Annotated in this window: 21 protein-coding genes; 13 read left to right on the top strand and 8 right to left on the bottom strand. The window is 72.5% G+C overall.

The features are described 5' to 3' along the window. Positions 1 to 10: 10 nt before the first annotated feature. From IE250_RS23395 to IE250_RS23380, 4 genes are all read right to left on the bottom strand, one after another. Positions 11 to 838 (bottom strand): ABC transporter ATP-binding protein, encoded by an 828-nt coding sequence (locus IE250_RS23395; RefSeq protein ID WP_189671726.1) that lies wholly within the window; start codon positions 836 to 838, stop codon positions 11 to 13. 60 nt (positions 839 to 898) lie between these two features. Continuing rightward, a complete protein-coding gene (locus tag IE250_RS23390; protein ID WP_189671725.1) occupies positions 899 to 1,741 on the bottom strand; it encodes a DUF4097 family beta strand repeat-containing protein in 843 nt (280 codons plus the stop codon). 71 nt (positions 1,742 to 1,812) lie between these two features. Next, entirely contained in the window at positions 1,813 to 2,337 is a 525-nt protein-coding gene (locus IE250_RS23385) for a toxin-antitoxin system HicB family antitoxin (protein WP_189671724.1), read from the bottom strand. 170 nt (positions 2,338 to 2,507) lie between these two features. Then, on the bottom strand, positions 2,508 to 2,918 hold the full coding sequence (locus tag IE250_RS23380) for a winged helix-turn-helix transcriptional regulator (protein WP_229872715.1): 411 nt from the start codon (positions 2,916 to 2,918) through the stop codon (positions 2,508 to 2,510). A gap of 124 nt (positions 2,919 to 3,042) precedes the next feature. On the opposite strand from IE250_RS23380, the gene IE250_RS23375 reads away from it, so the two are divergent. The 4 genes from IE250_RS23375 (at position 3,043) to menC (ending at position 6,615) form a co-directional block, all read left to right on the top strand. Beyond that, the gene (locus IE250_RS23375) at positions 3,043 to 3,396 is read left to right on the top strand and encodes a DoxX family protein (protein ID WP_189671723.1); all 354 of its coding nucleotides are present in this window, start codon (positions 3,043 to 3,045) and stop codon (positions 3,394 to 3,396) included. A gap of 80 nt (positions 3,397 to 3,476) precedes the next feature. Next, positions 3,477 to 4,610, top strand: a complete 1,134-nt coding sequence (locus tag IE250_RS23370; RefSeq protein WP_189671722.1) for a M20 family metallopeptidase — start codon at positions 3,477 to 3,479, stop codon at positions 4,608 to 4,610. Further along, positions 4,607 to 5,482, top strand: coding sequence for a GNAT family N-acetyltransferase (locus IE250_RS23365; RefSeq protein WP_229872714.1), 876 nt, complete (start codon positions 4,607 to 4,609; stop codon positions 5,480 to 5,482). Before IE250_RS23370 ends, IE250_RS23365 begins: the two co-directional genes overlap by 4 nt. Further along, the gene (menC, locus tag IE250_RS23360; protein WP_229872713.1) at positions 5,479 to 6,615 is read left to right on the top strand and encodes an o-succinylbenzoate synthase; all 1,137 of its coding nucleotides are present in this window, start codon (positions 5,479 to 5,481) and stop codon (positions 6,613 to 6,615) included. The genes IE250_RS23365 and menC overlap by 4 nt, the downstream gene beginning before the upstream one ends. Positions 6,616 to 6,627: 12 nt before the next feature. On the opposite strand, the gene IE250_RS23355 is transcribed toward menC, so the two are convergent. After that, positions 6,628 to 7,812 (bottom strand): PrsW family intramembrane metalloprotease, encoded by a 1,185-nt coding sequence (locus IE250_RS23355; protein WP_229872712.1) that lies wholly within the window; start codon positions 7,810 to 7,812, stop codon positions 6,628 to 6,630. A 75-nt stretch (positions 7,813 to 7,887) separates the two neighbouring features. On the opposite strand from IE250_RS23355, the gene IE250_RS23350 reads away from it, so the two are divergent. From IE250_RS23350 to IE250_RS23320, 7 genes are all read left to right on the top strand, one after another. Then, the gene (locus tag IE250_RS23350) at positions 7,888 to 8,652 is read left to right on the top strand and encodes a copper homeostasis protein CutC (protein WP_189671721.1); all 765 of its coding nucleotides are present in this window, start codon (positions 7,888 to 7,890) and stop codon (positions 8,650 to 8,652) included. Continuing rightward, positions 8,649 to 10,364: a glucose-6-phosphate isomerase gene (pgi, locus tag IE250_RS23345; RefSeq protein WP_189671720.1), complete on the top strand. Its 1,716-nt coding sequence runs from the start codon at positions 8,649 to 8,651 to the stop codon at positions 10,362 to 10,364. The genes IE250_RS23350 and pgi overlap by 4 nt, the downstream gene beginning before the upstream one ends. A 186-nt stretch (positions 10,365 to 10,550) precedes the next feature. After that, on the top strand, positions 10,551 to 11,819 hold the full coding sequence (locus IE250_RS23340) for a phosphotransferase (protein ID WP_189671719.1): 1,269 nt from the start codon (positions 10,551 to 10,553) through the stop codon (positions 11,817 to 11,819). Further along, entirely contained in the window at positions 11,816 to 13,306 is a 1,491-nt protein-coding gene (locus IE250_RS23335) for a sensor histidine kinase (protein WP_189671718.1), read from the top strand. Before IE250_RS23340 ends, IE250_RS23335 begins: the two co-directional genes overlap by 4 nt. Beyond that, on the top strand, positions 13,303 to 13,968 hold the full coding sequence (locus tag IE250_RS23330) for a response regulator transcription factor (RefSeq protein WP_189671717.1): 666 nt from the start codon (positions 13,303 to 13,305) through the stop codon (positions 13,966 to 13,968). The genes IE250_RS23335 and IE250_RS23330 overlap by 4 nt, the downstream gene beginning before the upstream one ends. Positions 13,969 to 14,125: 157 nt before the next feature. Further along, positions 14,126 to 14,548, top strand: coding sequence for a hypothetical protein (locus IE250_RS23325; protein WP_189671716.1), 423 nt, complete (start codon positions 14,126 to 14,128; stop codon positions 14,546 to 14,548). A gap of 50 nt (positions 14,549 to 14,598) precedes the next feature. Next, complete coding sequence (locus IE250_RS23320) at positions 14,599 to 16,092, top strand: M81 family metallopeptidase (RefSeq protein ID WP_189671715.1); 1,494 nt, start codon at positions 14,599 to 14,601, stop codon at positions 16,090 to 16,092. Positions 16,093 to 16,173: 81 nt separating this feature from the next. Here IE250_RS23320 and IE250_RS23315 read toward each other — a convergent pair whose 3' ends face one another. After that, positions 16,174 to 17,301: a GNAT family N-acetyltransferase gene (locus IE250_RS23315; RefSeq protein WP_189671714.1), complete on the bottom strand. Its 1,128-nt coding sequence runs from the start codon at positions 17,299 to 17,301 to the stop codon at positions 16,174 to 16,176. Positions 17,302 to 17,413: 112 nt separating this feature from the next. On the opposite strand from IE250_RS23315, the gene IE250_RS23310 reads away from it, so the two are divergent. Beyond that, on the top strand, positions 17,414 to 19,876 hold the full coding sequence (locus IE250_RS23310) for a glycoside hydrolase family 3 C-terminal domain-containing protein (RefSeq protein WP_189671713.1): 2,463 nt from the start codon (positions 17,414 to 17,416) through the stop codon (positions 19,874 to 19,876). A 74-nt stretch (positions 19,877 to 19,950) separates the two neighbouring features. Here the strand turns inward: IE250_RS23310 and IE250_RS23305 are convergent, their stop codons facing one another. Together IE250_RS23305 and IE250_RS23300 are read right to left on the bottom strand one after the other, a co-directional pair. Then, on the bottom strand, positions 19,951 to 21,087 hold the full coding sequence (locus IE250_RS23305; RefSeq protein WP_189671712.1) for a GNAT family N-acetyltransferase: 1,137 nt from the start codon (positions 21,085 to 21,087) through the stop codon (positions 19,951 to 19,953). Between the two features lie 74 nt (positions 21,088 to 21,161). Then, positions 21,162 to 22,268 carry a LacI family DNA-binding transcriptional regulator gene (locus IE250_RS23300; protein WP_229872711.1) on the bottom strand — a complete coding sequence of 369 codons (1,107 nt, stop codon included), beginning with the start codon at positions 22,266 to 22,268 and terminating at the stop codon, positions 21,162 to 21,164. A 178-nt stretch (positions 22,269 to 22,446) separates the two neighbouring features. On the opposite strand from IE250_RS23300, the gene IE250_RS23295 reads away from it, so the two are divergent. Next, entirely contained in the window at positions 22,447 to 23,766 is a 1,320-nt protein-coding gene (locus IE250_RS23295; protein ID WP_189671711.1) for an ABC transporter substrate-binding protein, read from the top strand. The last annotated feature ends 1 nt before the right edge of the window (position 23,767 follow it).

The raw sequence follows: 23,767 nt of genomic DNA, 5'->3' as shown, positions 1-23,767 counted from the left end.
CGTTCGCTCCTCACGCGTCCGTGCCGACGGGGTTGCTGGTCTTGTCGCCGGCCCTGCCGGCCGCGCCGTCGCTCCCGACGACGGCGAAGAACACGTCCTCCAGGGTCGGCTGCTTCTCGATGTACTCGACCTTGGCGGGCGGCAGCAGGGCCTTGAGCTCGGCCAGGGTGCCGTTGACGATGATCCGGCCCTCGTGCAGGATCGCGATCCGGTCGGCGAGCTGCTCGGCCTCGTCCAGGTACTGGGTGGTCAGCAGGACCGTGGTGCCGCTCTGGGCGAGCTTCTTGACGGCGTCCCAGACCTCGATGCGCGCCTGCGGGTCCAGACCCGTGGTGGGCTCGTCGAGAAAGATGATCGGCGGGTCGCCGATCAGGCTCATCGCGATGTCCAGGCGGCGGCGCATGCCGCCGGAGTAGGTGGCGGCCTTGCGCCCGCCGGCGTCGGTCAGGGAGAAGCGCGCGAGCAGGTCGTCGGCGATCTGGCCGGGGTCCTCGAGGTGGCGCAGCCTGGCGACCAGGATCAGGTTCTCCCGCCCGGTGAGGATCTCGTCCACGGCGGCGAACTGTCCGGTGAGGCTGATCGACTCGCGCACGTTGGCGGGTTGGGTGGCGACGTCGAACCCGTGCACGCTCGCGGCGCCGGCGTCGGCCCTGAGCAGGGTGGACAGGATCTTGACGACGGTGGTCTTCCCGGCTCCGTTCGAGCCGAGCAGGGCGAAGATGCTGCCCGGCGCGACCTCGAAGTCCACGCCCCGCAGGACGTGCAGCTCCTTGTACGACTTCTCTATGCCCTGCACTCGGATCGCGGGCTCGCGACCCCGCTCGGTTGAGGCGCTCATGTTCTTCCCTTCTCTGGGGATGGTCTCTGGGGGTGGTCGTGGAATGCGGTCAGACGGTTGTCAGGGGCGGCGGACGATGATGTCGCCCCAGCCGGTGCTGGCGTGGATCTCGGCGGTGGCGTCGTTCTCGACGGGCCCTTCGGCGGGCGTCAGCTGGTTGCGGACGGTGCCGTGCTCCGAGGCGACGTCGAGCCAGGCGGCGGTGCCCTCGGGCACGTCGACCTCGATCGAGCCGTAGGACGTGGTGAGCGTGACGCTGCCGGACTCGACGCGGTCGACGCGGATGCCGGCATGGGCCGACTTGACGGTGAGGGTGCCGTGCACACGGCCCACGGCGATCTCGGCGTGCGCCCCGACGACGTCCAGCGTTCCCGTCACCGACCCGACGGTCGTGGTCCCGTTGCTGGCGCGGACGGTGCCCTCGCCGGCGAACTCGGTGATCCGCACGGAGCCGGCGCTCGCCTTGACGGTCGTGGGGCCAGGGGCGCTGCCGACGATGACGTTCCCGGCCGAGACCTTGAGGTCCAGGCGGGCCGCCTCGTCGACCCGGGCGTCGCCGCCGTTGAGGTTGAGGTCGACAGTGCCGAGCCTGCCCTCCGCATACAGCGAGCCGGCCTTGCCGCTGAGGCTCGACCCGGCGGGCAGCTCGATGTTGACTATCGCACCGCCGGCCGCGAAGGGAAGGACGTACTGCTTCCACGCGGCCGGATAGATGATCGTGACGGCGTCGCCGTCGCGTTCGACGCGGGTCTCCTCGGCGGCGCGCACGGAGCCAGACTTGCTCGGGTCGGCAGGCAGGACCGTGACGACTACATCGTCCCGTTCGCTGGCGACGACGTGCAGGTTGCCGAAGGGCACGTCCACGACGACCGGGACGGGCGTGGGGGCGGGGAAGGTGGTCATGGTGACTCCAGGGGCATGTGGGTGCGGGCGATCAGTGGGTGTGCGACGGGTGACCGGTGGTCGAGGTGCGTTCAGCGCACCCAGCCGGTGTGACGGTTGGTGGCACGCTGCTCGGGCCCGGCCTGGGTGGCGGGCCTCCCGGTGGTCGGCCCGAGCGCGGCGGCGACCGCCCGTACGAGCCACGTGTTGACGGAGACGCCGTCGCGGGCGGCGGCGATCTCGGCCTGGGTCTTCAGGTGGTCGGGCAGGCGCAGGGTGGTGCGGGTGGTAGCACCCTCGGCGTCGGCGTTCGGCACGGGCGGCGGCCCGGCGGGCGACGCCGCAGGTTCGGTGGCCCGAGCCGGCAGCGCGGGGGCCGGTAGCGCGACGACGAACTCGGGGTCGCCGCCACGCAGACGCACGTCGACGGAGCCGGGTGCGAGCTCGGCGGAGATCTCGCCGGCCGCGGTCGACAGCGCCTCGAGCAGCACGAGCCGCACGGCGGCGTCGAGCGGGGCGGTCAGGCGGCCGGCGAGCTCACGCGCCTCGTCCCCGCCGGCTGCTGCTGCGGTTGAGAGCTGGCGTTGCAGCTCGTCGACATATCTCGTCAGGTCCATGACGTCACTATGACACCATCAATGGTGTCAGCGCAAGAGGCAAGGCGTCATCCAAGACGTCAAAGTGGTGTCACCCCCGTCGCCCGCCCCTGCCGCCTCTTTGTTGGGGCGTGATCGTTGCTACTACGTGCCCGTTTTAGGCGCAACGATCCCGCCCACAACAAGCGGGCTTACTCGGGGGCTTTGAGGGCGTCGTGGTGCTTGTTGCCCCACTCGGCCAGGGGTCCCAGCGCCGCGATGAGGTCGGCACCGGCCGGTGTCGGCGTGTACAGGATCTGCACGGGCATGGTCGGTACCACCTCGCGCGCCATCAGCCCCTGCTGCTCGAGCTCACGCAGGCGCTGGGTCAGGATCCGGTCGGAGATGCCGCGGACGGCGCGCCGGTACTCGACGAAGCGCCGCGCGCCCGCGACGGCGGCGAAGAGGATGGCGCCCGACCAGCGCCGCCCGGCGCGCTCGACGACGCGCTGGAAGAGATCGCACTCGTCGGCGTCGGGAGCACCGTTCGTTGGGGCGGGCCGATCGGGGCTCGGGAGGATGCTCCGGGCAGGGGCGGCAGAGGCGGTCGTCCTGAAAGTCACTTACTAATAGTGAGTTGCTTCCCCGCCCCTTGGCAAGCGCGGACGGATACCCGACCATTCGTGAGGCGCTCGAACGGGCGCCCGCTCTCGCCGGGTACGTCCGGCTGTCGTCCTCGGAGGACCCGTGTTCATCGCTTCAGTCATCGTCTCCGCGCTCCTCGCCCTTGCCGCCGCCTTCAGCGGCTACGGCAAGTTGGCGCGCAACCCGCAGATGCTCGAGCAGCTTGTCAACAAGCTCGGTGTGCCCGAGCGGCTCATCCCGGTGCTCGGCACCCTGCTCCTTGCCGGCGCCGTCGGCACCGCCGCCGGGATCTGGTGGGCGCCGATCGGTATCGCGGCCACCGGCTGCTTCGTCCTCTACTTCCTCGGCGCGGTCATCACGCATGTCCGCGCGAAGGACTGGGCGGGCATGGTCCCGACCGTCGTGCTGACGCTCCTCTCAGCGGCGGCCCTGACGCTGCGCCTGCTCTCGGCGTAAGCCATCTCGCCTGTGTCAGACCCCCGGGACACCGGAGTGACCCGGGGGTCTGGCACGGGGTTGGCCGCTACGGTGCGGTCATGGCTTTCCACGAGACTCCTGCCCGACCGGACACCGACGCGCTGATCGAGGACCTGCGGACACTGGTCGAGTGCGAGTCGCCGTCGTCGGACCCGGACGCGCTGGCCCGGTCCGCCGACCTGGTGGCCCGGCTCGGCACCGCGCACCTGGGCGTCGAGCCGGAGCGGCTCGGGATCCACCTGCGGTGGCGGCTCGGCGGCCCCACGCGCGTGCTGGTGCTGGCGCACCACGACACCGTGTGGCCGCTCGGCTCGCTCCTGACGCACCCGTTCGGCATCGCTGACGGGGTGCTCCGGGGACCGGGCAGCTTCGACATGAAGACCGGCCTGGCCATGGCGCTGCACGTGCTGGCGTCCCTCGACGACCGGACCGGGGTCACGCTCCTGGTGACTGGTGACGAGGAAGTCGGCTCGCCGTCGTCCCGGACGCTCATCGAGGACGAGGCGCGCGGGGCGGACGCCGCGCTCGTGCTGGAGGCGTCCGCCGACGGCGCGCTCAAGCTGGAGCGCAAGGGCACCTCGATCTATCGCGTGCTGGTCAAGGGCCGGGCCGCGCACGCGGGCCTGGAGCCCGAGAAGGGCGTGAACGCGTCGGTCGAGCTGGCGCACCAGGTGCTCGCGGTGGCGGCGCTGGGCGACCCGGCGCTCGGCACCACCGTGACGCCGACCGTCGCGACCTCCGGCACCACGGGCAACACGGTCCCGGCCGAGGCGTCGTTCGCGGTCGACGTCCGCGCGCGGACCGTCGCGGAGCAGCGGCGGGTCGACGCCGCCGTGCGTGCGCTGGCGCCCGCGCTGCCCGACGCCGCGCTGGAGATCGAGGGCGGGATCAACCGGCCGCCGCTGGAGCGTGCGCTGTCGGCCGGCCTCTTCGCGCGGGCCTCGGGCATCGCCGAGGCGTCCGGGCTGCCGCCGCTCACCGGCGTCGCCGTGGGCGGGGCGTCCGACGGCAACTTCACCGCCGGCGTCGGCACGCCCACGCTCGACGGCCTCGGCGCCGTGGGCGGCGGCGCGCACGCCGACGACGAGCACGTGCTCGTCGACCGGATCGCCGACCGGACGGCGCTGCTGCGCGCGCTGATCGCGGACCTGGTCGGCGGCCGGCCCGTCGGCGGCCAGGCGGGGGACCGGTGACCGCCCACGGCGGCGCGGCGGACGCTGCCGCCGCGCAAGGCGCTGTGGTGGCCGACGCCGTCCGTGCGGCGGACGCAGCGGCCCGCGCCGCGGGCGTCCAGATCCGCGAGGTCGACGACATGGCCGGCCACGCCGCCATCGAGCGGCTGTGGACCGAGATCTGGGGCGGGTCGGCCATGCCCGCCGAGCTGCTGCGGGCGCTGGCCAAGGTGCACGGCTATGTGGCCGCCGCGTACGAGGGCGACCGGATGGTCGGCGCGTGCGCCGGGTTCTTCCACGCGCCCGCCGAGCGCGCCCTGCACAGCCACGTCGCCGGGGTGTCCACCGAGGCCGCGGGCCGCGGCATCGGCTTCGCGCTCAAGGCGCACCAGCGAGCCTGGGTGCTCGAGCGCGGCCTGGACGCCATCACCTGGACCTACGACCCGCTCGTCGCCCGGAACGCGTACTTCAACCTCGTGAAGCTCGCCGCGCGGGCGGTCGAGTACCTGCCGAACTTCTACGGCGCCATGCCCGACGCGATCAACCGGGGCGACGAGTCCGACCGGGTCCTGGTGCGCTGGGACCTGCGGGACCCACGCGTCGCGGCGGCGTGCTGGGGCAGACCGGCGGCCGAGCCTGCCGAGACCGGCACGCGCCCTCAGCAGGCTGGGCAACCGGGCACCGGCGGCCGGCTCGTCACCGTGCCCGTGCCCGCCGACATCGAGACGCTGCGCACCACCGACCCGGCGGCCGCCCGCCGGTGGCGCACCACCGTGCGGGAAGGCCTGCTGCCACCGCTGTCCGACGGCGGGGCGGTGGTCGGGTTCGGCCGCGGCGGCTACCTGGTGCGCACGGATACGACGAGCGAGCCGACGAACGAGGAGACCACATGACCACCCAGGGCCTGACCATCCGCGGCATCGAGCTGCGCCGCATCCGGCTGCCGCTCGTGTCGCCGTTCCGTACGTCGTTCGGCACGCAGGTCGAGCGCGACCTGCTCCTGCTGCGCGTGGAGACCGACGAGGCCGAGGGCTGGGGCGAGTGCGTCGCCGCCGAGGACCCGCTGTACTCCTCCGAGTACGTGGACGCGTCGGCGGACGTGCTGCGCCGGTTCCTGATCCCGGCGCTGAGCGCGCACCGGGGCGGGGCCGGGATCGCGTCCGCGGTCGACGTCGGCCAGGCGCTGGCGCCGGTCAAGGGGCACCGCATGGCGAAGGCGGCCCTGGAGATGGCAGTGCTCGACGCCGAGCTGCGCGCCCTGGGCCGGCCACTGTCCCGCGAGCTGGGCGCCGTCGTCGACCGGGTGCCGAGCGGCGTGTCGGTCGGGATCCAGGACTCGGTCCCGCAGCTGCTCGACGCCGTCGGCGGTTACCTCGACGAGGGCTACGCACGGATCAAGCTGAAGATCGAGCCCGGCTGGGACGTCGAGCCTGTGCGGGCCGTGCGCGAGAGGTTCGGCGACGACGTGCTGCTGCAGGTCGACGCGAACACCGCCTACACGCTCCGGGACGCGCGGCACCTGGCGCGGCTCGACCCGTTCGACCTGCTGCTGATCGAGCAGCCCCTCGAGGAGGAGGACGTGCTGGGCCACGCCGAGCTCGCCCGCCGCATCCGCACGCCGGTGTGCCTGGACGAGTCGATAGTCTCCGCGCAGACCGCTGCCGCCGCCATCACGCTCGGCGCCTGCTCGATCATCAACATCAAGCCCGGCCGCGTGGGCGGGTACCTGGAGGCGCGTCGCATCCACGACCTCGCCGTCGCGCACGGCGTCGCCGTCTGGTGCGGCGGCATGCTGGAGACCGGGATCGGGCGCGCGGCAAACGCGGCGCTCGCTGCCCTGCCGGGGTTCACGCTGCCTGGCGACGTCTCGGCGTCGGGCAGGTTCTACGCCACCGACATCACCGAACCGTTCGTGCTCGACGACGGCCAGATCGCCGTGCCCACCGGACCGGGCCTGGGTGTGACGCCGCTGCCGGCGATCCTCGACGAGGTGACCACCGCCACCGAGTGGATACCGCTGGGCTGATCCGGACCGGCGTCAGTAGCGACCCGCCGTGCCGAAGCCCGTCGTGCCCCACGGCGAGGCCGGCGGTCGCGGCTGCCGGTCGAGGAAGGCGGCCCGCGCCTGCTGCATGACCCACACGAGGTACTGCCGCTGCTGCTCCAGGCCGTGCGGGTCGAGGTCCCGCTGCGCGCCGGCCCGCTGGTGCAGCAGCGCGAGCTCGGTAGCGGCCTGCTGGTAGCTCGTCATGGCCCGTTCTGCCCCCCGGCCGCCCGCGGACCTCGCCCAGCTCCGGGCCGCCCGGCGGCCGGGGAGGCTGGACAGCATCCGCAGGTCGTCGCCGGTGACGATGCCGATCGGACCGTACAGCGGCAGGTAGTGCCCGATGAGCTGGACGATCCGGCGCCGGTCGCGGGCCAGGATCACGATGAGCCCGATCAGCACCACGAACCCGACGAGGTAGGCGCCGGCGAGGCCGCCGAGGCCGAACTTCGTGGAGCCGTTCCACAGGCTGTGCAGGGCGATCGCGCCGAGCAGCCCGTAGAGGGGCGCCGTACGGCGCAGCCGGCCGGGTCCGGCCAGCGCTGCCACCGCGACGCCGATGCCCGTCATCGCCGTGCACAGCGGGTGCAGCAGCGGCGAGACGATGGCCCGCAGCACGAACACGTATCCGAGCTGGTCCACCTCGACGGCGTCGATGAAGTACTGGACGTTCTCCGTCGCGGCGAAGCCGAGGCCCACCATGGCGGCGTAGATGACGCCGTCAGTGGGGCCGTTGAGCTCCTGCCGCCGCCACCACAGCATGCCGAAGAGGACGGCGCCCTTGAGCAGCTCCTCGACGACGGGCGCGCCGAACGTCGCGACGACGTACCAGCCCTCCTCCTCGCCCGTGAGCTCGGTCTCGGTGAGCAGCGACAGCCCGAGCGTGTTGAGGATGCTCGCGAACAGCGCCGCGACCCCCGCGCCCCAGAGGAACGCGAAGATCAGGGCGTTCGGCGGCTCCGGCTCCAGCCGGTCCAGCGCGAGCACGAGCGGCAGCCAGACGGCGACGGGCAGCACCGCCAGCAGGAGCCCGACGATGAACGACGCGCCGCCAGTCCAGGCGTCGAACGCGAGGATCACGAGCAGGCAGACGGACGCGAAGACGATCCCGAGGATCACGCCGATCGGGGCACGCCCGGGGGCGCGACCCGTGAGGATCGCACTGGGATCGATGGCCATGCATGGGACCCTACCGACTCGGCGGCGGACGTGGCGGGCGACCGGCGGACCCCGCGCACGGTTACGCTGGCGCACGTGCCCCAACGTGTCGCTCTCGAGCTCGCTGTCCAGGACCCGGCCGGGGCGGTGATCGCAGCCGAAGTCGGCGCCCGCCGCGTCGAGCTCTGCTCCGCGCTCGGCGCCACCGGCGGCATCACGCCGAGCGCCGCGCTCATCGAGGCGGTGGTCAACGCCGCGGCGGTGGTCCCGTCGTCCGCCGACGCACCGATCCTCGGGGTGCACGTCCTCGTGCGGCCCCGGCCCGGCGGGTTCGTCTACTCCTCCGCGGAGATCGACCTGATGCTCCGCGAGATCGCCCTGTCGGTCGACGCCGGGGCGGACGGTGTGGTGCTGGGCGCGCTGACGGCGTCGGGCGTCGTGGACGAGGCGCGGATGCGCGACCTGGTCGACGCCGCCGACGTGGCCGAGGTGACGTTCCACCGGGCGATCGACGTGATTGCGGACCCGGTCGCCGCCCTCGACACGCTCGCCGAGCTGGGGGTCGCGCGCGTGCTCACCTCCGGTGGCGCGGCCCGGGTGCGAGACGGCCTCGAGCGGCTGGCCGCCCTGGTGGAGCACAGCGCAGAGCTCGGCATCGAGATCATGGCGGGCGGCGGCGTGACCGCGGCGGACATCCCGGCCCTGCTCGGCGTCGGCGTGGACGCCGTGCACCTGTCCGCGAAGCGTTCGGTGGCGGACGCCGGTGGTCCCGGCGGCGGTGCCGACTCCGGCTACGAGGTGACGGATCGAACACTGGCCAAGGCTGCGGCGGAGGCGCTCAGCATTACGGTTGTCCCATGACCTCAGTGCCAGCCCGTCTGCCTGTCGACGCCACCACCACCACCGCATGGGGCTCGCTCACCGAGCTCTCCAAGAACCTCCAGCCCGACCTGCGCGGCTGGTTCGCCAAGGACCCGGCCCGCGCCGGCCGCATGAGCCACCAGGCCGCCGACCTGCACGTGGACCTGTCGAAGAACCTGCTTGACGACGAGGTGCTCGCGTCGCTGCTCGCCCTGGCCGAGGAGGTCGGGCTCGCGGAGCGCCGCGACGCGATGTTCGCGGGCGAGCACATCAACGTCACCGAGGACCGCGCGGTGCTGCACACCGCGCTGCGCCGCCCGTCGGACGAGCCCCTGACCGTCGACGGCCAGGACGTCACCGCCGACGTGCAGGACGAGCTCGCGAAGGTGTACGCGTTCGCCGAGAAGGTCCGCTCCGGCGAGTGGACCGGCGTCACGGGCGAGCCCGTGCGCACGATCGTCAACATCGGCATCGGCGGGTCCGACCTGGGCCCGGTCATGGCGTACGAGGCCCTGGAGCCCTACGTCCAGGACGGCCTGGAGGTCCGGTTCGTCTCGAACATCGACCCCACCGACGTCGCGCAGAAGACCGCCGACCTGGACCCGACCACGACCCTGTTCATCGTCGCGTCCAAGACCTTCGGGACGCTGGAGACCCTCACCAACGCGCGCCTCGCGCGCGACTGGCTGTGGCGGTCGTTGGTTGCGGCCGGCGCCATCGAGGACTCCGAGGAGGGCCGCGCCGACGCCGTTGCCAAGCACTTCGTCGCGGTGTCCACGGCCCTGGACAAGGTCGAGGCGTTCGGCATCGACCCCGAGAACGCGTTCGGGTTCTGGGACTGGGTGGGCGGCCGCTACTCCGTGGACTCGGCGATCGGCACGTCGCTCGCCGTGGCGATCGGGCCGGACGCCTTCGCCGAGCTGCTCGCCGGCTTCCACGCGATGGACGAGCACTTCCGGACCGAGCCGTTCGAGAGCAACGTGCCCGTCCTGATGGGGCTCCTCAACGTCTGGTACGTGAACTTCCGCGACGCGCACACGCACGCCGTGCTCCCGTACGCGCAGCAGCTCCACCGGTTCCCGGCGTACCTGCAGCAGCTCACCATGGAGTCCAACGGCAAGTCCGTGCGCTGGGACGGCACGCCCGTCACGTCGGACACCGGCGAGGTCTTCTGGGGCGAGCCGGGCACCAACGGGCAGCACGCGTTCTACCAGCTGATCCACCAGGGCACGCGGGTCATCCCGGCCGACTTCATCGCCGTCGCCAACCCTGCCTACCCGCTGACCGACGCCGTGGGCGACGGCGGCGCCGTGGCAGCGGGGGCCGACGTGCACGGCCTGTTCCTTGCGAACTTCTTCGCGCAGACCAAGGCGCTCGCGTTCGGCAAGACGGCCGACGAGGTGCGGGCCGAGGGCGTCGCCGAGGACCTGGTCTCGGCGAAGGTGTTCAGCGGCAACCGGCCGACGACGTCGATCCTCGCCCCCGCGCTGACGCCGTCCGTGCTGGGGCAGCTGGTCGCGCTGTACGAGCACATCACGTTCGTGCAGGGCGTCGTGTGGGGCATCGACTCGTTCGACCAGTGGGGCGTCGAGCTCGGCAAGAAGCTCGCGCTGGAGATCGCCCCGGCGGTCGCGGGCGACGAGGCCGCGCTGCGGGCGCAGGACCCGTCGACGGCGGCGCTGATCGCGAAGTACCGCGAGCTGCGGGGCTGACGACTTCGGCTTGGCTCTCCGGAGACGTGTACGCCTGGGAGGAGGTAACGGAGAGGGAGCATTGCTAGCTCAGCGTTACCTTCCCCCGGGCGTACATATCTCACCAGGGCCGACTCCGTGCGCGGGTTAGAGGATTCTCATTTGAATCGGGGGGCCTCGACCGGGACCGGCTGCGAGGATGTTCGGGTGAACACGCACCTCGACCTGTTGACCGGTGAAGCCGCCGCGGGCCTCCTCGACGCGGCGGTGGCGACGGCAGGCGGCGAGCTCGTGGACTGGCGGGTACGCCAGGTGGACCATCGGCCCGGCTCGACCACCACGGTGGCGTACCGGGCAACCGTGCGCTGGGACGGCGTGGAGCGCTCCGAGACGCTCGGCGCGAGCGTCGGCCGATCGCGCGACGGGCGCAAGCCGGGTGTGGTCACGCTGTCCGACGGCGACGCGACGGTCGCCGTCTGGCGGTTTCCCGGCGACCCGGCACTGCCCGCGCTGCCGCGAGCGTTCAACCCCGCCGCCGTCGAAGAGCTGCTGGCCGGGCTCGGCGTCGGCCCGGAGGCGCGCGCAGACCCGGAGCTCAAGGTCCGGGCCTACCGGCCGACCCGGCGCGCGGTGATCGAGGCCCGGGCGGCGTCCGCCCGGGTGTTCCTCAAGGTGCTGCGCCCGCGCAAGGTCGCGGACCTGCACCAGCGGCACACTCTGCTGTCGCGGGCCGGGCTGCCCGTCCCGCGCCCCCTCGGCTGGTCCGACGACGGCCTCCTCGTGCTGTCCCCGCTGCACGGCACCGAGATGCGTTCCGCGGTCCGCAACGGGGGCCGGATCCCGTCCCCGGCGGAGGTGCTGGACCTTCTCGACCGGCTGCCCGCGGACGTGCGCGACCTGCCGCGCCGCCCCGCCTGGAGCGAGTCGGCCGAGCACTACGCGGGCGTGATCGGGGCGGCGCTGCCGGCGGAGGCGGGCCGGGCCACCGACCTGGCCGGCGCCGTCGTGGCGCGCCTCGCGGAACGCGGAGCCGGGGCCGATCCCACCCACGGCGACCTGTACGAGGCGCAGATCATGCTCAACGAGGGCCGGATCACCGGGCTGCTCGACGTCGACTCAGCCGGTCCCGGCCATCGCGCCGACGACCTCGCGTGCCTCGTCGCTCACCTCGACGTGCTGTCCCTCGTGACCGGGTCCGACCCCGCCCAGACCGAGCGCGCGGCCCGGATGCGCCGGCTCGCTGCGGACTACGCGGCGGGGTTCGTGGCCGCCCCTGGAAGCCGGGGCGCGGACCTGAGCGACCTGGCCGCCCGCGTCGCCGGGGTGCTGCTGTCCCTGGCCACGGGCCCGCACCGGGTGCAGGAGCGCGGCTGGAAGGCGGCGACGTCGCGCCGCCTGGACGTCGTCGCCGCCTGGCTCGACGGGAGCAGGCTCGGCGGGACCAGGCTCGCGCCGTCCGGCGCGGGCAGCGGATGAGCCTCCGCCGGCCCTCGGTACGGGCCAAGGTGGTAGCGGTGGTCGTGGCGGTGACCGCCATCGGGCTGCTCGCGGCCGGTCTGCTCACCCACGCCATCCAGTCCCAGCAGATCATGGACGACATCTCCGAGGACTTCGACCAGGAGTACGCGGAGCTGCAGACGCTGGCGGTCAACGGCGTGGACCCGGAGACGGGCGAGGCGTTCCACGGAGCCGGGCGGCTGATGAGCGTCGCCATGGAGCGGAACGTCCCCGGCACCAACGAGATCTTCGTCAGCTACCTGGACGGCAAGCACCAGTCGTCCAACCCGCCCGCGTGGGGGCGGGTGGTCGCGGAGCATCCGGCGGTCCGGGACGCCGTGGAGAGTCTCACGCCGGAGTCGGAGCGCACCTTCCAGCGCGAGATCGACACACCCGAGCTCGGCCGCGTGTGGTTCGTCGTCGTGCCGGTGACGGTGGCGGACCGTCAGGAGGTGGGCGCGTACGTCATGGCATCCGCCCTCGACCAGTCGCTGGACCCGGAGACCGCCGTGATGCGCACCTACGCGATCGTCTGCTCCGTGGCGCTGGTGCTGCTGGGGCTGTTCGCGTGGCTGGTGGTGAGCCGCCTGCTGCGGCCGCTGCGGCAGCTCAGCGCCACCGCGACCGGGGTGACCGAGACCGACCTGAATCAACGGGTCGCCGTCGCCACCGACGACGACCTCGGCGAGCTCGCCGGCGCCTTCAACACCATGCTCGACCGCCTGTCGACGGCCATCGAGACGCAGCGGCAGTTCCTGGACGACGCCGGGCACGAGCTCCGCACGCCGCTGACCGTCCTGCGCGGCCACCTGGAGGTCCTCGACCCGGACGACCCCGCGGACGTGCGCGAGACCCGGGACCTCCTGCTCGACGAGACGTCGCGGATGGGGCAGATCGTCGAGGAGCTCGTCCTGCTGGCCAAGGCCGAGCGGTCCGACTTCGTGACCCTCGTTCCCGTCGACCTGGGCCGGCTCATGGACGACGTGCACGACAAGGCCCGCGCGCTGGGCGCGCGCCGCTGGGTGGTGGACGCGCGGGCCGACGTCGAGGTGCCGGCTGACGCGAACCGGCTCACCCAGGCCGTGCTGCAGCTCGCGGACAACGCGGTGAAGTTCACCGGCCCCGGCGACGAGGTGGGGATCGGCACGCAGGTGTTCGACGGGCCCTCCGGCCGCCGGGTCCGGCTCTGGGTGCGGGACACGGGGCCGGGTGTGCCGCCGGAGGAGGCGGACCGGATCTTCGACCGGTTCGCACGGGGCAGCACGACGGGCGGAGCGCCGGGATCCGGCCTCGGTCTCGCCATCGTGCGGGCCATCGCGCAGGGGCACGGCGGGGACGTGGCGGTCGAACGGTCGGATGGGGGCGGGGCGCGTTTCGTGATGACATGGCCCGCGGACGGTGCCGCCGGCGTCGGGCCGTCCGGCGGGTATCCAGTGGCCAGGAGGACGACGGGGGTAGCAGGTTGAACCAGATCCTGATCGCGGAGGACGAGGAGCGCATCGCGCAGTTCGTGCGCAAGGGGCTCAAGGCGCACGGGTTCCAGCCCACCGTGGTGTCCGACGGCTCCTCGGCGCTCGCCCATGCCATGTCGGGCGGCTACGACCTGATGGTGCTGGACATCGGGCTGCCCGTGCTGGACGGGTTCACGGTGCTGCAGCGGCTGCGCGACGTCGGCTCCACGCTGCCGGTGGTCATCCTGACCGCCCGGGACTCGCTGTCCGACCGGGTGGCCGGCCTGGAGGGCGGGGCCGACGACTACATGTCCAAGCCGTTCGGGTTCGACGAGCTGCTCGCGCGGATCCGCCTGCGGCTGCGCCGGACGACGGGGGAGGCCACGTCGCCCGACCGGCTCGAGCACGGCGACGTCGGGCTCGACCTGCGCACCCGTACCGCGACCGTTGAGGGGCGCGAGGTGGAGCTGTCGGCGCGGGAGTTCGCGCTGGCCGAGGTGTTCCTCCAGCACCCGGGACAGGTCATGTCCCGGGAGCAGCTGCTGTCCCGCGTGTGGGGGTACGACTTCGACCCCGGCTCCAACGTCGTCGACGTGTACGTGCGGTATCTGCGCAAGAAGCTCGGGGCGGACCGGATCGAGACCGTGCGCGGGGCGGGCTACCGGTTCCGGGGCTGACCCGCCGTCCCGGGCCGTCAGCCGCCTCGAACATCATGAGAGCCGTCTCATCCGGGTCTCCTCGTCGCCTCATCCTGGCGGCCCAGACTCTTCACCAGGAGGCACCCAAAAGGGGCGCCGCGAGACCGGGAGATCACTTCAGATGAACCCTTCAACCATGAAGAAGCGCTGGGCAATCGTCGGTGCGGCCGCCGTGCTCGGAATCGCAGGCGCGGGCACCGCCGCGGCGCTGAACGACCCCGCCCCGCGGGCCGAGTCGTCCGCCGCCGTCGCCCTGGACGGCGCGACGCCGTCCGACGACGGTACGGCCGCCGCGACCAACGACGCTTCGCCGGAGTCCGCGGACTCACCGAACGAGTCCGCCCGCGACACCGCGGGTTCCGCGCAGTCGGCGGACTCGCCGGGCGACGCGAACTACGACCCTTCGCCGGAGTCGGCCGACTCCCCGAACGAGTCGGCGACGGACACCGCGGGTTCCGCGCAGTCGGCTGACTCGCCGAACGACTCGCGCTACGCCCAGGACGACGACTCGGATGACGGCCTGGACGACGCTGACGACGACGGTCAGGGCGACGACTGAGTGGGGCAAAGTAGTACATAGTCGTAACCAGTCGTGCCTACACTGCGCGCGTGACCCGTACCCACCATCGGCCGCGGATCGCGATCTGCGGCATGGCCATCGAGTCCAGCACGTTCTCCCCGCACCGCTCGGACTGGGAGGCGTTCACTCTTCTGCGCGGCAACGAGCTCGTCCGGCGGTACCCGTTCCTGCGGGACGGGGCATCGCTGCGCCGGGAGGCAGAGTGGGTGGGCATCCTGCGGGCCGGGGCGCTCCCGGGCGGCGCGGTCCCCGCGGACGTCTACGAGACCGTCCGCACCGAGATCGGCCTGGCGCTGGAGGCGCAGGGCCCGTTCGACGGGGTGCTGCTCGACATCCACGGCGCCATGGCCGTGCTCGGGTACACCGACGCGGAGTCGGACCTCGCGCGGGCGGTGCGCGCCGCCGTCGGGCCGGACTGTCTGGTCTCCGCGTCGATGGACCTGCACGGCAACGTGTCGCGGGGGCTCGCCGTGACCGTCGACCTCATCGCGTGCCACCGTATGACCCCGCACGAGGACGACGACGAGGCACGCGAGCGAGCGGCGACCGACCTGCTCCGCCGGATCGACGGTGGCGGGCGGCCGCGCAAGGCATGGGTGCAGGTCCCGGTGCTGCTGCCGGGGGAGAAGACGAGCACCCGGCTGGAGCCCGCGAAGGGCATCTACGAGGACGTGGCGCGGGTCGGGGCGCTGGACGGCGTGCTGGACGCTTCGGTCTGGGTCGGGTACGCGTGGGCGGACGAGCCGCGCTGCCGGGCCGCCGTCGTCGTGATGGGCGACGACGATGCGGTCATCGTCCGGGAGGCCGAGCGCCTGGCCCGCAGGTATTGGGACGCGCGCGACGAGTTCGAGTTCGTCGCGCCCGCCGGCACCTACGAGGAGTGCCTGAAGGCGGTGCTGGCGAGCGATGCGCGGCCGTTCGTGCTGTCCGACTCCGGCGACAACCCCATGGCCGGTGGCGCGGGCGACGTCACCTGGACCCTGGCGCGGCTCCTGGCGGAGCCCGCCTTCGCGGCCCCGCCCGAGGAGGGCGGGCGGAGCGCCATCTACGCGGCCCTGCCCGACGCCGACGCCGCCCGCGCGGTGGCCGACGCCGGGGTGGGCGCCGTCGTCGAGGTGGCGGCCGGCGCCCGGGTCGACGCCGGACCGCACGGGCCGGTCACGCTGCGGGGCGTGGTCGAGCACGTCCATGCGGGCGACCCGGTGGCGGGCATCGTGTGCGTAGTGGCGATCGGCGGCCTGAAGGTGGTGCTGACCGAACGCCGCAGGCCCTATCACCTGGAGTCGGACTTCACGGCGATCGGCCTGGACCCGCGAGGCACCGACGTCGTCGTGGTGAAGATCGGCAACCTCGAGACCGAGCTGTACGACATGGCCGAGGACTGGATGCTCATGCTCACCCCGGGCGGGGTGGACCAGGACCTGCTCCGGCTGCGACACACGAATCTGGGCGGGCCGGTGCACCCGTTCCACGCCGACGAGGCGTTCGGCGACGGCCCCGACCTCACCCCGGAGCTCCTCTGACCCAGCCTTGTTGTGGGCGTGATCGTTGCGCCTAAAGCGGGCAGGTAGTCGCAACGATCACGCCCACAACAAACGGCAAGCTCAGAGTGGGCCCTGGAAGTTCGCGCAGCCGCCGGCGGGGGCGAACCCGAGCGCCACGTTGATCGCGAGCATGTGCGGGTTCTCCTCGTTGTTCCAGGTGTAGATGCGGCGGGCGCCGGGCCGGAGCCGGGCGTGCTCGCGCAGGTTCACCGCCTTGACGAGCATCCCGAGCCGGTGCCCCCGGTGCGCCCCGAGCACGACCGTCGCCTGCTGGTCGGTGTGCTCCGGCTTCTGGTCGTTCCACATCAGCATGGTCATCGCGACGAGCTCGCCCGTGGCCACGTGCTCGGCGGCGGTCACCACGTACTGGTCGCCCTTCGCGGCGATCGCCGCATCCTCGACGCGGATGCGGTCGGCGTCCCAGACATCCGACTCCATGTCGAGACCGCCGCGCGGCTCGTCGTCGGCCAGGGCCTGCTCCAGCGCGGCGTACTGGGCGACCCACGCCTCCGGCGTCGGGGCGGCCCAGGTATGGATGCGGTACGCGTCACCTGCGGCGGCGCGCGCCTCGGCCTCGAAACGCGCCACCGTCTCGGGCGGGACCGGCAGGTCGAGCCGGGACCGGCGCTCCACGATCTGCAGGGTCAGGCCCAGCTTGCGGGCCATCCGCACGCCCGGCAGGTCTGCGGACACGCGCCCGTTGCCTGACGCCGGGGCCAGCGTCTCGCCGTCGGCGCCCTCCGGCCCGAAGTCGACGTAGGCCAGGAGCGACGTCCGGCCCTCCGCCCGGGCCGTGCTGTTCGCCCATCCGGCCAGGGCGGTGCCGATGCCCTGTCCCCGATGATCCGGGTGCACGACGACTATGCAGCTTGCCAGCTCCAGGTTCGACCGCACGCGGAGAAACACCATCGCCTCGCCCACCACCAGCGGCCCGTCAGGCGTGTCCACCACGGCGATCTGCCGCGGCTTGCGCATGTACTCCTGGTTGTTCATCCCCACCAGGATCCCGATCGGCGTCGGGGCGTTGTCGGCGTTGCCGAGGTCGGCGCGCTGCGCCGCCGCGTGGAGCTCGGCGAGGCCCCGGTACGCCCATGCCTGCGGGTCCTCCAGGGAGGACGGGTGCGGTGGGGTCATCAGCCGCCACGCCGACGTCGCCGGGGCGGGTACTGCCGAGGTTGAGGAGGTCATGGACTCAGGGTGCTCTCGGCGGTGCCGGGGGCGCACGGCTTTTTTGCCAGGCTTCCGGGGCCGGGACGCGCGGCGCGGAACGCATGTGGGTAGCCACCGATAACGTGACCGCATGACGAAGAGGCCGCGCGCCGACACCGCAGGTACCGCCGCTGCCGACCCCGCAGCACTCGTCAAGAGACTCACCCTCGCGCAGAAGGCGCGGCTCCTGTCCGGGGCCTCCTTCTGGACCACTGCCGAGGCCCCCGGCGTCCCGTCGGTCTACCTCGCGGACGGCCCGCACGGCGTGCGCCGGCTCGACCCCGACGTCGGCGACATCGAGGGCGCCGTCCCGGCCACGTGCTTCCCGCCAGCGGTAGCGCTGGGCAGCACCTTCGACGTCGGCCTCGTCGAGCGGGTGGGCCAGGCCGTCGCGGTCGAGGCCAGACGGCGCGACGTCGACGTCGTGCTCGGGCCCGGCATCAACATCAAGCGCAGCCCGCTGTGCGGGCGCAACTTCGAGTACGTCGCGGAGGATCCGCTGCTCGCCGGCGAGATCGGCGCGGCGCTCGTCACCGGCATCCAGGGCCAGGGCGTGGCCACGAGCCTCAAGCACTTCGCCGCGAACAACCAGGAGACGGAGCGCATGCGCGTCTCCGCCGACATCGACGAGCGCACCCTGCGCGAGATCTACCTGCGCGGCTTCCAGCGCGTCGTCACCAAGGCGCGGCCCGCCACGATCATGTCTTCGTACAACCGCATCAACGGCACGCACACCGGCGAGGACCGCCGCATCACCACCGACATCCTGCGCGGCGAATGGGGCTTCGAAGGCCTCGTGCTGTCCGACTGGGGCGCCGTCCACGACCGCATAGCCGGCATCCGCGCCGGCCTGGACCTGGAGATGCCCGCCGCCGGCGAGGGCAGGGTCAAGGAGATCGTCGCGGCCGTGAAGTCCGGCACCCTCGACCTGGCCGACGTCGACCGCTCGGCCACCCGGGTGGTCGCCCTGGCGCTCGCGGCACAGGCCACGCGGGGCCCGGCCGCGCCGCTCGCGGCGGAACGCGGCCACGATCCCGAGGCCTGGCACGACGCCGCCCACCACGCGCTGGCTCGCGAGGTCGCGAGCCGGGCGATCGTGCTGCTCAAGAACGACGGCGGCCTGCTGCCGCTGGCTCCGCAGACCCGCCTGGCCGTGATCGGTGAGCTCGCCCGCACGCCGCGCTACCAGGGCTCGGGTTCGTCGCAGATCGTCCCGACCCAGCTCGACGACGCCCTCGCCGCGATCCAGGACTCCGCGACCGACGTGGTCTTCGCGCCCGGCTACGAGCTGGTCCCAAACGGCTCGGCGGGCTCGGCGGGTGGGAAGGGTTCGAGAGCCGGGCAGAGGCGGGCCAAGGCGGACGCCGCCGACGCCGCCGCGCTCGCCGACGAGGCAGTCGCCGCCGCACGGGGCGCTGGTGTGGTGCTGTTCTTCGCGGGCCTGCCGCAGTCGGCCGAGGCGGAGGGCCGCGACCGCGAGCACATCGAGATCCCCGCGCCCCAGCTCGACCTGCTGGACCGGGTGCTGGAGGTCAACCCGCGCGTGGTCGTCGTGCTGTCCAACGGTTCGGTGGTGCGGCTGTCCGGCTTCGCGGACCGGGTGCCCGCGATCGTCGAGGGCTGGCTGCTGGGCCAGGCGGGCGGCGGCGCCGTGGCCGACGTCATCTTCGGCCGGGTCAACCCGTCGGGCCGCCTGGCCGAGACCGTCCCCCTGCGGATCGAGGACACCCCCGCCTGGACGAGCTTCCCCGGCACGGGTCTGCACGTCACCTACGGCGAGGGCATCTTCGTGGGTTACCGCTGGTACGACGCGCGTGACCTGGCGGTCCAGTTCCCCTTCGGCCACGGACTCTCGTACACGACGTTCGCCTACTCGGGCCTGGGGGTCTCGCCAGGCTCGACCATTGGGAGGGGCTCGACCAGTGGGAGGGGCTCGACCAGTGGCAGCCCGGCCGACGCCGGCGGCCTGACCGCCCGCGTGACGATCACCAACACCGGCGGTGTCGCTGGGCGCGAGGTCGTGCAGTGCTACGTGTCCCTGCCGGGCTCCGCGGTCCCGCGGGCACCGCGCGCCCTGGCCGCGTTCGCCGTCGTCGACCTCGCGCCGGGGGAGTCCCGGGAGGTGGAGCTGACCGTGGCGCGGGACGACCTGGCGTACTGGGACGTCCGCGCCGGCCGGTGGGTGGTGGAGGGCGGCGCCTACCGCGTCGAGGTGGGTGCCTCGAGCCGCGACATCCGGGTCACCGCCGAGGCCGACGTGGCCGCGGACGACGTCGTCGCGCCGCTCACCGCGGAGTCCTCGTTGGGCGAGGCGATGGCGCACCGAGTCATCGGCCCGACGGTCACGGCGCTGCTCAGGGCGACCGGTCTGTCCGACGACGTCATGATCATGACCAGGGCGATGCCCCTGGACCGGCTCCCGTACCAGCCCGGCTCGGGCGTGACGCACAGGCAGGTGCGGCAGCTGCTCGACGTCGCCAATGGCACCGGCGGCCTCGCCACCCGTGCGGCGGGCAAGGTGCTTGGCCTCGCCGGCCGCGTGCGCAAGAGCTAGTCCCCTTGTTGTGGGCGTGATCGTTGCGACATCCTGCCCGTTTTAGGCGCAACGATCGCGCCCACAACAAGGAACTAGAGGCGCTTCTGGAGTGCCGCCTCCGCGCCCGACGGCCGGAACCCGAGCGCCACGTTGATGCCCAGCATGTGCGCGTTCTCCTCGGCGTTGAACGTGTGCACGCGCTCGGTCTGCGGGTACCGGGCGGCGAGCTCGCGCAGGTTCACGGCCTTGACGAGCATCCCGAGCCGGTGCCCGCGGTGGGACTTCAGCGCGATCGTCTCCTCCTGGAACACGAACGACGGCTTGCCGTCCTGCAGCAGGAACGAGGTGCCGCCCACGACCTCGCAGGACGGGACGTGCTCCACCAGGGTGGTCAGCAGGCGCTGGCCGCTGGCGGTGCGCTCCTCGAGGTAGACGCGGACGCGCTCGGCGTCCCACGCCTCCTCGCCGAAGTCGAGCTCGCCCTGCGGCACGTCCGTCGACATCCGGGTCATGAGCTGGGCATATCCCTCGTACCACTCCTCGGGGATGCCCTCCCACGTGTGCGTCCGGTAGTCGTCGCCTGCCTTCGCACGTGCCTCAGCCTCGAACGCCGCCAGCTTGTCCGGGTCCACCGGCAGGTCGAGCCGCGACATGCGCTCCACCTGCTCGATCGTGTACCCGCGGTCGAGCGCGAACCGGGCACCCGCAGTGTCGGCAGGGAGCCGCCCGGCGCCGGTGGCCGGCACCAGCGCGTCCTCGCCCTCGGCCGCTTCCCGAGGCGACAGCGACCAGCCGAAGAACGTGGTCCGGCCGGCGTCGGCCGCTGCCTGTTCCAGCCGGTCGGCCAGGGCTGAGCCGATGCCGCGCAGCCGGTGGTCCGGGTGGACACCCACGTAGACGTCGGCGGTGTGCGTGTTCTCCGTGAGCGGCAGCGCGAGGAACCCGAACCCGACGACGTCGTCGGCGGTCGGCTCGACGCCGTCCGGCCGGTCCAGGACCGCGACGAACCGCTGCTTGCGCGCGTACTCCTGGTGCTGCATGCCGCTGACGATCTGCTGCACCGGGCGGGCGAGGTCGTCGTAACCAAGGTTCGCGATCTCCAGCGCCTGGTCGACGGCGGCCATGCCGTGGTACGTCCAGGCGTCGGGGTGATCGACCGAAGGTACGGCCTGCACCTCGAGGACGTGCCACGGCGTCGGCTCTGGCGTGCGGCGGGTGGGGGAGCTCATGCAACCAGGGTGCCCGGCCCGCCGTCGGGCGGCGAGGTTTATTTCGGCGGGCCGGGCGCCCGGCTCGGGCGCACCTAGGAGGCGGGCGGGGGTGCCGTGCTCGCGCGTTCCACCAGGCGCGTGGGCAGGCGGGTGTGCCGGCCGGCCGTGGTGCCCGACTCCAGCATCGCGATGACCATGCGGAGGGCCTCGGCGCCCATCTCGTGCAGGGACTGCGCGATGGTCGTCAGGGGCGGCGTCGAACCGGCGGCTTCCGGGACGTCGTCGAACCCGATGACCGAGAGGTCCTCCGGGACACGCAGGCCCAGCTCCTGGGCCACCTGGATGACGTGGATGGCCGACAGGTCGTTCGCGGCGAAGACCGCGGTCGGCCGGTCGGGGCGTTCGAGCAGGTCGTGCGTGGGACGGTCGGACCGGTCCGGGCGGTAGCCGCCCTCGAGCACCAGGCTCGGGTCCGGTTCGAGGCCTGCGGCCTCCATCGCCTCGAAGAACCCGAGCTCGCGCAGACGGGCCGACTCCAGGTCGGAGCGTCCGCCCAGGTAGCCGATGCGCGTGTGACCCAGGCCGATGAGGTGCTCGGTGGCGGTGCGGGCGCCGCCCAGGTTGTCGGAGTCCACGGTGGCCGGGCCCGTGGGCCCGGTGTGCGGGTCGATGGCGACGATGGGCACGCCCTCGTGCACCGGGAGGGCCAGCGTGGGCGTGACGATGACCACGCCGTCGATCAAGGTGCCCGCGAGGCGGGACAGGGACCGTCGCTCCCAGCCCACATGGTCCGCGCGGCCCGCGTCGCCGGAGTAGGCGAGCAGCTCGTAGCCCGTGCCGTTGATGGCGGCGGAGATGCCCTTGAGGAGCTCCGTGCTGAACGGCTCGAACTCGGCCACCAGCACGCCGATCACGTTGGTCTGCCTGCGGCGGAGGCTGCGCGCGACGAGGGACGACTCGTACCCGAGGTCCTCGACGACGCCGAGCACCTTCTCAGCGGTGGCCGCCGCCACGCCGTACCGGCCGTTGACGACCTTCGACACGGTGGCTACCGATACGCCGGCGACGCGCGCGACATCAGTGATGGTGGCGCGGCCGGTCGCACGTTCCGGGGTGGACGGTTCCGGGGTCTCCGGACCGACCGTCGCACTGTCACCCGGTCCGGCAGCGGACCCGGGTGAACCTGTCGCACTCTGCACAGAACAGACAGTACCCCCGGGCACGCAGTGTGTCCGGCGGGGCCGACCTGTTTCGAAATCGATATCGAAACCGTTTGACATGGCGATGACCCGCCTGCCACGCTCCTGGATGACGGACCTGTCGTCCGTCACGGCAGGCTCCTGCCGACGTCGATGACGACCTACAAGGGGTTCCACAATGATGAGGAAGACGCGCGGCGCGGCGCTTGTCGCGCTCGGCAGCACCGTCGCACTACTCGTGTCCGGTTGTATCGGAGCCGGTTCCGGCTCGAACGGCGGCGAGACCAACGAGAACGCCGACGCCCAGGAGTTCACCTGGTGGCACAACTCGAACACCGGCGAGGGCAAGGCGTACTACGACCAGGTCGCCGCCGACTTCGAGGCCGAGACCGGCGTCAAGGTCAACGTCTCCGCGATGCAGCACGAGGACATGGGGACCAAGCTGCAGGCGGCCTTCCAGTCCGGCGACGACGAGCAGATCCCGGACGTCTACATGAGCCGGGGCGGCGGCGAGCTCGCCAACGAGGTCGAGGCCGGCCTCGTGCGCGACCTCACCGAGGACTCCGCCGACACGATCAGCAAGATCTCGAACTTCACCGACCAGTACACGGTGGACGACAAGGTCTACGCCCTGCCCTTCTCCATGGGCATCGTCGGCTTCTGGTACAACAAGGACCTCTTCGAGGCGGCGGGCATCTCCGAGGTGTCGCCGAACCCGACCATCGAGGAGTTCAACGGCTACCTCGACAAGCTGAAGCAGGCCGACACCACCCCGCTGGCCGTAGGCGCCGGCGACAAGTGGCCGGCCGCGCACTACTGGTACTACGGCGTGGTCCGCGAGTGCCCGTTCGACGTCGTCGAGGCTGCGATCGAGAGTGCCGACTACTCCGACCCGTGCTTCCTCAAGGCGGGCGAGCACCTCGAGGACATCATCGGCGAGGAGCCGTTCAACAGAGGCTTCCTCACCACTCCCGCGCAGTCCGGCCCGACGTCGGCCTCCGGCCTCCTCGCTACCGAGAAGGTCGCGATGGAGCTCGCGGGTCACTGGGAGCCCGGCGTGGCCGGCGGCCTCACGGAGGACGGCAAGGTGCCCGACTTCCTCGGCTGGTTCGCGTTCCCCACGTTCGACGGGCAGGGCGGCAACCCCGCGGACCAGATGGGCGGCGGCGACGCATGGTCGGTCTCGGCCGCAGCACCCGACGCGGCGGTCGACTTCGTCAACTACCTGCTCTCGGACGAGGTCCAGCAGGGCTTCGCGGAGCGGGACATGGGCCTGCCGACCAACCCCGCGGCGACCGACTCGCTCGCGAACCAGACCCTCGCCCAGCTCATCCCGGTGCGTGACGGCGGCGGCGTGACCCAGCTCTACCTCGACACGCGCCTCGGCCAGTCGATCGGTGGCGCCATGAACGACGAGATCGCCCTCGTGTTCGCCGGTGAGGCAGGTCCGCAGGACGTCGTCGACGCCATCCAGTCCGCGGCAGAAGCGGAGCAGTGAG

The sequence above is a fragment of the Promicromonospora soli genome (assembly GCF_014653785.1).
Taxonomy (GTDB): domain Bacteria; phylum Actinomycetota; class Actinomycetes; order Actinomycetales; family Cellulomonadaceae; genus Promicromonospora; species Promicromonospora soli.
Note: the sequence above shows the minus strand (reverse complement) of the source record. Positions and strands in the feature narration are given on the sequence as shown.

Coding starts and splice junctions, on each gene's coding strand:
- IE250_RS23335 (WP_189671718.1), top strand. CDS start 11,816: ATGAGCCTCCGCCGGCCCTCGGTACGGGCCAAGGTGGTAGCGGTGGTC.
- IE250_RS23355 (WP_229872712.1), bottom strand. CDS start 7,812: ATGGCCATCGATCCCAGTGCGATCCTCACGGGTCGCGCCCCCGGGCGT.
- menC (WP_229872713.1), top strand. CDS start 5,479: ATGACCACCCAGGGCCTGACCATCCGCGGCATCGAGCTGCGCCGCATC.
- IE250_RS23385 (WP_189671724.1), bottom strand. CDS start 2,337: ATGGACCTGACGAGATATGTCGACGAGCTGCAACGCCAGCTCTCAACC.
- IE250_RS23310 (WP_189671713.1), top strand. CDS start 17,414: ATGACGAAGAGGCCGCGCGCCGACACCGCAGGTACCGCCGCTGCCGAC.
- pgi (WP_189671720.1), top strand. CDS start 8,649: ATGACCTCAGTGCCAGCCCGTCTGCCTGTCGACGCCACCACCACCACC.
- IE250_RS23395 (WP_189671726.1), bottom strand. CDS start 838: ATGAGCGCCTCAACCGAGCGGGGTCGCGAGCCCGCGATCCGAGTGCAG.
- IE250_RS23325 (WP_189671716.1), top strand. CDS start 14,126: ATGAAGAAGCGCTGGGCAATCGTCGGTGCGGCCGCCGTGCTCGGAATC.
- IE250_RS23295 (WP_189671711.1), top strand. CDS start 22,447: ATGATGAGGAAGACGCGCGGCGCGGCGCTTGTCGCGCTCGGCAGCACC.
- IE250_RS23370 (WP_189671722.1), top strand. CDS start 3,477: ATGGCTTTCCACGAGACTCCTGCCCGACCGGACACCGACGCGCTGATC.
- IE250_RS23305 (WP_189671712.1), bottom strand. CDS start 21,087: ATGAGCTCCCCCACCCGCCGCACGCCAGAGCCGACGCCGTGGCACGTC.
- IE250_RS23390 (WP_189671725.1), bottom strand. CDS start 1,741: ATGACCACCTTCCCCGCCCCCACGCCCGTCCCGGTCGTCGTGGACGTG.
- IE250_RS23315 (WP_189671714.1), bottom strand. CDS start 17,301: ATGACCTCCTCAACCTCGGCAGTACCCGCCCCGGCGACGTCGGCGTGG.